The following is a 6,586-nucleotide window of genomic DNA, read 5'->3' as shown; positions in this document are numbered from 1 at the left end:
ACGCCTTATGAAATATTCTTTAATGTAGTGTTGCACTTAATTTGACAATTCAAGCCATAAATTCCTTTTAAGAGCAGATTTTAAAATATAAGGTTAACCAAATTTATTTTGATTAGTTCGAAAAACATCTGGTTTAGCAAATAATTCATCCAGAGTGATTGCATCAGACTTATATTTTTTTAATCGTTTAGAGAAGGAATTATAGCTGATGCCAATAAATTCAGAGGCTGCTTTATAGGTATAGAAAGTATGATCCTTGTACTTAATCACATTTCCATGTGTATGCTTAGGGGCTTCAAAAACTTGATTAAAGGCGTAGCTTCCCAAGTAGTATTTCTTCATACGATTGGAGAAAGCAGGTTGAGAAATACCGACGTAGTCAGCTGCCTGTTGATAAGTATCAAATGTTTGATCAGCAAATTGTAATGGCGTTTTTTTAGCATGTCGGTTTCTTATTTCGTTCGGAGTTTTTGAAAACAAATCGTCCAAATCATATTTTCCAGAGTGATAATATTTCAAACGTCTTGTAAGTGCCGTTTGGCTAATTTTCAAAAAGCTAGCAGCCTCTTTTTTGATAGTGAATTTTCTCCCATGATAAGCTGGCAGTTCATAGGGAGTATATTTGGTTCTTCGAAATAATTTATCTAAAGAAATTTCCCCGTTTTCATACTGCTTATGACGGCGACCAAATGTTTCTGGCGTTGAACCAATATATTTTGCGGCTTCTACATAACTGTTAAATTTTTTTCCATGATATGAAATTTCTTTTTTGTTTGGGTGACAACTTTTAAACAAATTGTCTAGTGAATAAATACCAGCTTTATATTTTTGAAAGCGCTTTGAGAAGCCAACTTTGCTAATACCAATAAAGTCAGCTGCCTGTTGATAAGTAGTGAAAGTTATTCCCTGATATGTAATAGCCTTCATGAATTATTTCTCCTTTAAAATCAAATGTATTCAAATTACAAACTTCTAAAATAATAATCGTATGTTAGTAAAGAAGCGTTATTATAAGCGGGAAGTGTTTTAACAAGAGTGGATATGTGCCCGATATTATCAAACATCCCCCTAAAAAGATAAATGATATACCTATGAATGTACCAAAAAGTTTGAAAGGATCCTGGGAAGATAACTTATTACTTTGTTTAATAACGATAATACCAATTAATGCAAATACTAGTCCGATAGCGATTACAATGATATCCATGAATTAATCCTCCCATCCCAGTATTGTTGGTGAAAACTAGGCTTTCTTCTTCAAAATGTCCACGATTTCTTGTAAATATTGTTCCTCTTTAGTTGGTACGATTGGTTGTTCCTCTTTTTTAGGCATTAGCTTATTAACACGCTTGACCAATAAGAATACAACGAAGGCAATAATCAAGAAATTGATAATTGAATTAATGAAGGCACCATATTTAAATGTTGCATCACCAATTTTGAAAACCAAATTTGAAAAATCAATTTGTCCAAGAAAAATACCAATTAATGGATTAATTAAGTTGTCAACTAATGATTTAACAATTGATGTAAAAGCGGCACCAATAATGACACCAACGGCTAGATCCATAACATTACCGCGAGCAATAAATTCTTTAAATTCTTTTAACATAATAATCTCCTCTTAAATAGATAATAAATTGTATTTTAGATTTTTAAGAAACAACCGTCATTTAACTCGCTTACCAGTAAAGTAAGGAGACAGATAATTCAGTGGTGCATTTTTAGAACGCAAAGTTTTAAAATGAGTAGCAGATTTTGGCATAACCGGTGCATTTTCTCTTAAACAAGTGTACCGAACACCATTGGTATCTTCGATAACAAAGATGCGATTAAAAGAGTTATGAGTATCAACGACCTTAGCATTCTCATGTTTAATATTAAATATATCTGTGTAAATCATTAAAACATCTCTCCTATTCTTGAAAGTATCAATTTATTTAACCTATTCTAAATAATTCTATGATTGGAACTGTAATTACCACCTTATCGAGCTTTCCAATACTTGTGCTAACGCGGTTAGTAAGTTCATAAGTTTTTATATAAACATCAAGATCTTGTCCAGTAGGAATACATATTTGAAATCGATTGACTGACTGTTCAATTTCAATTTTAGTTAGGATATAATCCGTCTTAAGATGTTTAATTATATCCTGAACCAAATTCAATAAAAAATTTTTATTAGACAAATATGTAAGATCAACTTGATTCCTCATGAGTTTTATATCTCCAGTGATCAATATATTATGATCACTTTCGGTCATTGCCTGGTAAGAAATCATTACAACCTTAGGAGTTGTTCGATTTTTGATTTTTAATACAAAGTTAGTCACTGTAATCATATCCTTAAAATTTAAAATAACGGCATTTGGTTCAATAAAATGATTGTTGGTTAACTAAGGACATTGTAACTAGAATTACAGCAACTATAACTAGTATCCACATTTCTAGATTTAAAAATTGTTTGAACTTTATTATAATGTTTCCCCTCTTTAACCAAAAAAATCTACCGGTGACCCATAGCAATTTACTAAATTATAATAATTATCTGGTTCATATCCATTCTCTTCAACAAACAGTAACCCCATTAATCCAGTTGCAAACTGATTGGCCTGTTGCTCATACTTTCCATAAGTCCAGATTCCTGAATGATAACCAGTTAGATCGGCGTGCATAATAACATGCCCCAGTTCGTGGGCTAATGTGTAGTATCGCTGTGGTGATTCTCGAATGGATTCGTTAAGAATAACGATCGGGTCGTGATGGTCATAACTGGTATCGCCTAAAGGATGTTTTCCAAGTGGCATATAAAAATATTCAACATTTAGTTTATCTGCAATCGTGAACGGATCGGCAGTGCCATATCGGGAAACAACGGTCTTGACAGTTATTTTTGCCAAACTACTGATGTTTATGCCGTTTCCAGAAGATGGTTTCCATGGCCACCCGTAACTGTTGTTTTTCTTCATTGGTTAATTCATCACCCCCATAAGTCATTGAATCCCAGTTTTCACTGAGATATTTTTTTAGGTCATTTTTATCCCTTTCAGTTGCCCAAGAAGGAACGTGACCATGACGGTCAACACTATTTCCTACAAGGAAGTCAACTGAAACAGCATAGAGATTAGCTATTCTTTTTAACATTGTTGCATCTGGCTCGTTAGTTCCGTATTCATAATTTGCATATCTCTGCATACTACTGAAACCGAGTTTGCGTGCAACTTCTGTTTTAGACCAATTGCGTTCTTCACGTAAATTAATAAGACGCATAGGCAGCCCAGTATTTCCTTTTTCGTCCATCTCATCACTCCTATTAATAATTATAGTTTTATTAAATGATCTATTTACATTTATAAACAAAAAATTTAAAAAATAACTTGTGTTAAATCTTTTGTTTAGCTATAATATGATCATAAGTTAAACGATTCGTTTAGCAAGGAGGGATTGAATGAATATTAAACCCAATGCAAATGAACTATTGAAGCAGCGTCGAAAGCAGTTGGGGCTTACCGAAGCAGAGACTGCAAGGCGAATGGGATTGAAAACCACTCAACATTATTGGAATCTTGAAAATCAAAAGAACCGTTTAACCTTAGAACATGTTTTTGCCGCCTCAAAAGCTTTGAACGTAAAAATTAGTTTCTTTTGCGATGAATTTAAAGAGCTGATTTAACAATTATGAAAATATTTGAAATTAAATCCATTGTTTTTAAAGGTGATGGCAAAATTACATTTAACATTCTGAGAATGATATTCTGCTGTTTTACTACAACGAGTCGGGAGACAAAATTCCGTTATCAACTTACAAAGCAGGCAATTATTTCTCTCCCCATAGTTATGAGTATCACCGCTTGTCCCATGGCATTAGGAAAAAAGGTGTACGCATGATATCACGGTACAACCTTTCTTGTGAAAAATGTTTTGAAATAATGAAGATAACCGGCTAGTTCTTGTCCTTTAGAGGTTAGCCAATATTTTGGAATAATTACATTATCCTATATCAAAGGTGGCACAAGCCGAGAAGTTTGTTGAAGGGAGGCAAAGCATGGAACAGGAACTGGTTGAGATTCTGATATTTTTAAACGGCATAGACATCTCTAAGAAAAAGGAAGCTAAAGAGGCACTTTTTGATGGAGCTGCAAAACTAACAGCTTTAGCCAATCAATTGAGCAAGATGATCAAATGAAAGACAGAAATATCCTTAAATATTCAATACCTTCCAAGGAAATTGGGCCATTTTGACCTCGTCTATAAGATTAACTAGATCATCTTGACCATAAAACGCCAAACCAGAAGTTGACTTTGCGGCAATTACAATTGGTCTTTGGATAGTTTTGGGAAGCTTTGAACCAACACTTTTCATTGCTTCAGCCGTCAACTCAGAATTAGAAGCCAAGAGGATGACCGAAAAGTCAGTGCTTGATGCTTTAAAATGAGCAACCTTTATCTTCATATACCTTCACCTCGATTAATTGAGATGTCGTCATTACTTTATGAGATAGTGGCAACGAACAAATAAAATGTCCTAGCAATACTTTTTCCAATAAGCAAAGCCCTGTTTAGTAAACGGTACCAAATTAACACATTTAAATTTGGAAGCAGGGGTTTGAGAAACTGATTCAATGTTAATTAAATTCTTACTAGAAAGGTTTTGAATAGCTGCAAAAATATCAGATTCTTGATATCCAGTTTTTTCCAACGTAGGAAGAATTGTCCTTGCACAAGCGTAGGAGTCGTAACCATCCATATGAAGATGGACTAATGTATCTAAGACGATGTTTTCAATATTAGTAGTTGATTTCATTTTTCCGCCTCGTTGTACGGAAGGAAATCATGACCGGTTAGAATCTCAAAGATACGTTTCTTGTCCTCATTTGATAGAAGCTTCCCTAATTTAACCCAATCCTGATCGTTAAATGAAATGTTTGGTTTAGAATCTTTGGTCTTCGAGATGGTTTCGATTCGAGTGTCGCTTCTACCTAATAGGTAATCAGTTGTAACCGAATAGGTATCTGCTAGTAAACATAAAGAGCTTAAATTGGGTTCCCGAGATCCGTTCTCATATCGCTGATAAGAAGGCCCACCAATTTCAAGAATTTGGGCAATATCTTTTTGTGTGTATCCTGCTTCATTACGAAGCTCTTTCAACCTTGCAATAAATAATTTCTCCTTAAACATAAATAGCCTCCGTTTTTGGGTTGATTTTTCCAAAATGGATGTTATTATAAACATATCGGATGTATCCAAAAAGGAAAAGAGATGAATTTAAATGAGTAACAAGCATAACAAAGATCTTCAAAAAGCACGTAAACGAGCTGGGTATACGCAACGTCAAATGGCAGATAAGCTTGGAATTCAGCCGAGCTCATACCAACGTTATGAATCCGGAACGCGATTACCACAGTTACCAGTTGCTTTTGAAATTTCAAGTATTTTAAATGTGCCACCTACTACACTATTTAATTCTAGCACATCCGATACGGACGTGTATAGCAATGATAAAGAGGTGATCAAATAATGCAAGTAACAGAGGAACAAAAAGCATTCCCGGAGGAGGACCAATCAGGGGTGCACAAGACTCTAACTAATCAAAAGAACTCGAAGTCTATAGCGCTGAAACAAGAGATTCATGATTGGGCTTATGAAAAGTACGGCAAGGTTGGTTTTAGCTAGTTGCAAGATTTAAATTCCGTCAATGTTGCAATTAAATTGAAGCTCAACTTGAAAGACATTCGCAAATTGACTGATGATCAAGTTTCCTGTTTTTTCACCACCTTTGATGGAATAACTTAATTATCCCACTAAAGAAACGAAAGGAGGCGATTCCATGACACGTCAAGAGATGATTCACCAAATTCTCAACAGTCCAACGGCTAAATCCAGAGGAGTAGAAACGATTAAAGAAATGATTGATCGGCACGGTGATGATTTTCTTAAAGCCATGTATCAATCACTTTGTGACAGTGAGGAGCAATTACTATTTTCCTAACTCCTTAAGTTCAATTTACCAAATTAGATGGAAAAGGACGATTAATCTTTTTTCAAAATGGAGATGATTAGATTGAGAGATTCAAAATTTGCTAAACAATTAACACTCGATTTAGGCAAACTAAGAAAAACGTTCGATCGATCTGAGATTGCGGAACAAGCTCATATTTCCGGAAGTCAGTTAAGCAACATCCGAGCTGGGCGAAGAAACGCACCCCGAGATGTCAAGAAAACACTTGTCCAAAGGCTGTGGTCGTTACCATTAGCATTCAGTGCTTCGCGAAGTGAGTTTGGCATTCCATCAATGATGAATAATCCAGTTTTACAGCAGGATTTGTACGCTGATGAGGTTTCTCAGAAAAAGGAAGAACATGAACGGCAAGCGTCTGAAGACGAGGCAGATTACATTATTGCCATGGACCCGTGTCAGCGAACTCCTGCGCAGTCAGATTTTTTGCTTAAGCATTTTAAGGATTCTTTTGAAGAGATTGGATCCGAATTAAAATACACTTACGCCAAAATGATTTTTGCCAAGTTATCAGACGAAGAGATTAAAGAATTGGTTGATGAATATAATCAAAAGTATGGAGGTTAGGCA

The 6,586-nt window shown here is 34.9% G+C and carries 15 protein-coding genes; 6 read left to right on the top strand and 9 right to left on the bottom strand.

Annotation, left to right across the window (positions count from 1 at the left end):
• Positions 1–93: 93 nt before the first annotated feature.
• The 6 genes from FC85_RS04350 to FC85_RS04320 form a co-directional block, all read right to left on the bottom strand.
• Positions 94–927 (bottom strand): hypothetical protein, encoded by an 834-nt coding sequence (locus FC85_RS04350; RefSeq protein ID WP_057864332.1) that lies wholly within the window; start codon positions 925–927, stop codon positions 94–96.
• 316 nt (positions 928–1,243) lie between these two features.
• Positions 1,244–1,612 (bottom strand): large-conductance mechanosensitive channel protein MscL, encoded by a 369-nt coding sequence (gene mscL / locus FC85_RS04340; RefSeq protein WP_057864330.1) that lies wholly within the window; start codon positions 1,610–1,612, stop codon positions 1,244–1,246.
• A gap of 57 nt (positions 1,613–1,669) precedes the next feature.
• Positions 1,670–1,903, bottom strand: coding sequence for a hypothetical protein (locus FC85_RS04335; protein WP_057864329.1), 234 nt, complete (start codon positions 1,901–1,903; stop codon positions 1,670–1,672).
• A gap of 37 nt (positions 1,904–1,940) precedes the next feature.
• Entirely contained in the window at positions 1,941–2,333 is a 393-nt protein-coding gene (locus FC85_RS04330; RefSeq protein WP_057864328.1) for a hypothetical protein, read from the bottom strand.
• Between the two features lie 159 nt (positions 2,334–2,492).
• Complete coding sequence (locus FC85_RS04325) at positions 2,493–2,969, bottom strand: ImmA/IrrE family metallo-endopeptidase (RefSeq protein WP_057864327.1); 477 nt, start codon at positions 2,967–2,969, stop codon at positions 2,493–2,495.
• Entirely contained in the window at positions 2,902–3,300 is a 399-nt protein-coding gene (locus FC85_RS04320; RefSeq protein ID WP_057864326.1) for a helix-turn-helix domain-containing protein, read from the bottom strand. The genes FC85_RS04325 and FC85_RS04320 overlap by 68 nt, the downstream gene beginning before the upstream one ends.
• 148 nt (positions 3,301–3,448) lie before the next feature.
• On the opposite strand from FC85_RS04320, the gene FC85_RS04315 reads away from it, so the two are divergent.
• On the top strand, positions 3,449–3,673 hold the full coding sequence (locus tag FC85_RS04315; protein ID WP_057864325.1) for a helix-turn-helix domain-containing protein: 225 nt from the start codon (positions 3,449–3,451) through the stop codon (positions 3,671–3,673).
• Positions 3,674–4,045: 372 nt separating this feature from the next.
• Complete coding sequence (locus FC85_RS15665; protein ID WP_157051267.1) at positions 4,046–4,186, top strand: hypothetical protein; 141 nt, start codon at positions 4,046–4,048, stop codon at positions 4,184–4,186.
• A 15-nt stretch (positions 4,187–4,201) separates the two neighbouring features.
• Here FC85_RS15665 and FC85_RS04310 read toward each other — a convergent pair whose 3' ends face one another.
• From FC85_RS04310 to FC85_RS04300, 3 genes are all read right to left on the bottom strand, one after another.
• Positions 4,202–4,453, bottom strand: a complete 252-nt coding sequence (locus FC85_RS04310; protein ID WP_057864324.1) for a hypothetical protein — start codon at positions 4,451–4,453, stop codon at positions 4,202–4,204.
• A gap of 72 nt (positions 4,454–4,525) precedes the next feature.
• Positions 4,526–4,804 (bottom strand): hypothetical protein, encoded by a 279-nt coding sequence (locus tag FC85_RS04305; protein ID WP_057864323.1) that lies wholly within the window; start codon positions 4,802–4,804, stop codon positions 4,526–4,528.
• Positions 4,801–5,178 (bottom strand): helix-turn-helix domain-containing protein, encoded by a 378-nt coding sequence (locus tag FC85_RS04300; protein WP_057864322.1) that lies wholly within the window; start codon positions 5,176–5,178, stop codon positions 4,801–4,803. The genes FC85_RS04305 and FC85_RS04300 overlap by 4 nt, the downstream gene beginning before the upstream one ends.
• A gap of 91 nt (positions 5,179–5,269) precedes the next feature.
• On the opposite strand from FC85_RS04300, the gene FC85_RS04295 reads away from it, so the two are divergent.
• From FC85_RS04295 to FC85_RS04285, 4 genes are all read left to right on the top strand, one after another.
• Positions 5,270–5,518: a helix-turn-helix transcriptional regulator gene (locus FC85_RS04295; RefSeq protein WP_057864321.1), complete on the top strand. Its 249-nt coding sequence runs from the start codon at positions 5,270–5,272 to the stop codon at positions 5,516–5,518.
• On the top strand, positions 5,518–5,673 hold the full coding sequence (locus FC85_RS16090) for a hypothetical protein (RefSeq protein WP_225427592.1): 156 nt from the start codon (positions 5,518–5,520) through the stop codon (positions 5,671–5,673). Before FC85_RS04295 ends, FC85_RS16090 begins: the two co-directional genes overlap by 1 nt.
• A gap of 154 nt (positions 5,674–5,827) precedes the next feature.
• The gene (locus tag FC85_RS15875; RefSeq protein WP_169788440.1) at positions 5,828–5,989 is read left to right on the top strand and encodes a hypothetical protein; all 162 of its coding nucleotides are present in this window, start codon (positions 5,828–5,830) and stop codon (positions 5,987–5,989) included.
• 72 nt (positions 5,990–6,061) lie between these two features.
• A complete protein-coding gene (locus FC85_RS04285; RefSeq protein WP_057864320.1) occupies positions 6,062–6,583 on the top strand; it encodes a hypothetical protein in 522 nt (173 codons plus the stop codon).
• The last annotated feature ends 3 nt before the right edge of the window (positions 6,584–6,586 follow it).

The organism is Lentilactobacillus diolivorans DSM 14421 (genome assembly GCF_001434255.1).
Taxonomy (GTDB): Bacteria; Bacillota; Bacilli; order Lactobacillales; family Lactobacillaceae; genus Lentilactobacillus; species Lentilactobacillus diolivorans.
The sequence above is the reverse complement of the archived record's forward strand: the minus strand, read 5'-3'. Positions and strand labels throughout refer to the sequence as shown.

Bases quoted from the DNA above. Each gene is read 5' to 3' on its own strand.
- FC85_RS15875 (WP_169788440.1), top strand. From the start codon at position 5,828: ATGACACGTCAAGAGATGATTCACCAAATTCTCAACAGTCCAACGGCT.
- FC85_RS04350 (WP_057864332.1), bottom strand. From the start codon at position 927: ATGAAGGCTATTACATATCAGGGAATAACTTTCACTACTTATCAACAG.
- FC85_RS04325 (WP_057864327.1), bottom strand. From the start codon at position 2,969: ATGAAGAAAAACAACAGTTACGGGTGGCCATGGAAACCATCTTCTGGA.
- FC85_RS04305 (WP_057864323.1), bottom strand. From the start codon at position 4,804: ATGAAATCAACTACTAATATTGAAAACATCGTCTTAGATACATTAGTC.
- FC85_RS04315 (WP_057864325.1), top strand. From the start codon at position 3,449: ATGAATATTAAACCCAATGCAAATGAACTATTGAAGCAGCGTCGAAAG.
- mscL (WP_057864330.1), bottom strand. From the start codon at position 1,612: ATGTTAAAAGAATTTAAAGAATTTATTGCTCGCGGTAATGTTATGGAT.
- FC85_RS16090 (WP_225427592.1), top strand. From the start codon at position 5,518: ATGCAAGTAACAGAGGAACAAAAAGCATTCCCGGAGGAGGACCAATCA.
- FC85_RS15665 (WP_157051267.1), top strand. From the start codon at position 4,046: ATGGAACAGGAACTGGTTGAGATTCTGATATTTTTAAACGGCATAGAC.
- FC85_RS04335 (WP_057864329.1), bottom strand. From the start codon at position 1,903: ATGATTTACACAGATATATTTAATATTAAACATGAGAATGCTAAGGTC.
- FC85_RS04310 (WP_057864324.1), bottom strand. From the start codon at position 4,453: ATGAAGATAAAGGTTGCTCATTTTAAAGCATCAAGCACTGACTTTTCG.
- FC85_RS04300 (WP_057864322.1), bottom strand. From the start codon at position 5,178: ATGTTTAAGGAGAAATTATTTATTGCAAGGTTGAAAGAGCTTCGTAAT.
- FC85_RS04295 (WP_057864321.1), top strand. From the start codon at position 5,270: ATGAGTAACAAGCATAACAAAGATCTTCAAAAAGCACGTAAACGAGCT.
- FC85_RS04320 (WP_057864326.1), bottom strand. From the start codon at position 3,300: ATGGACGAAAAAGGAAATACTGGGCTGCCTATGCGTCTTATTAATTTA.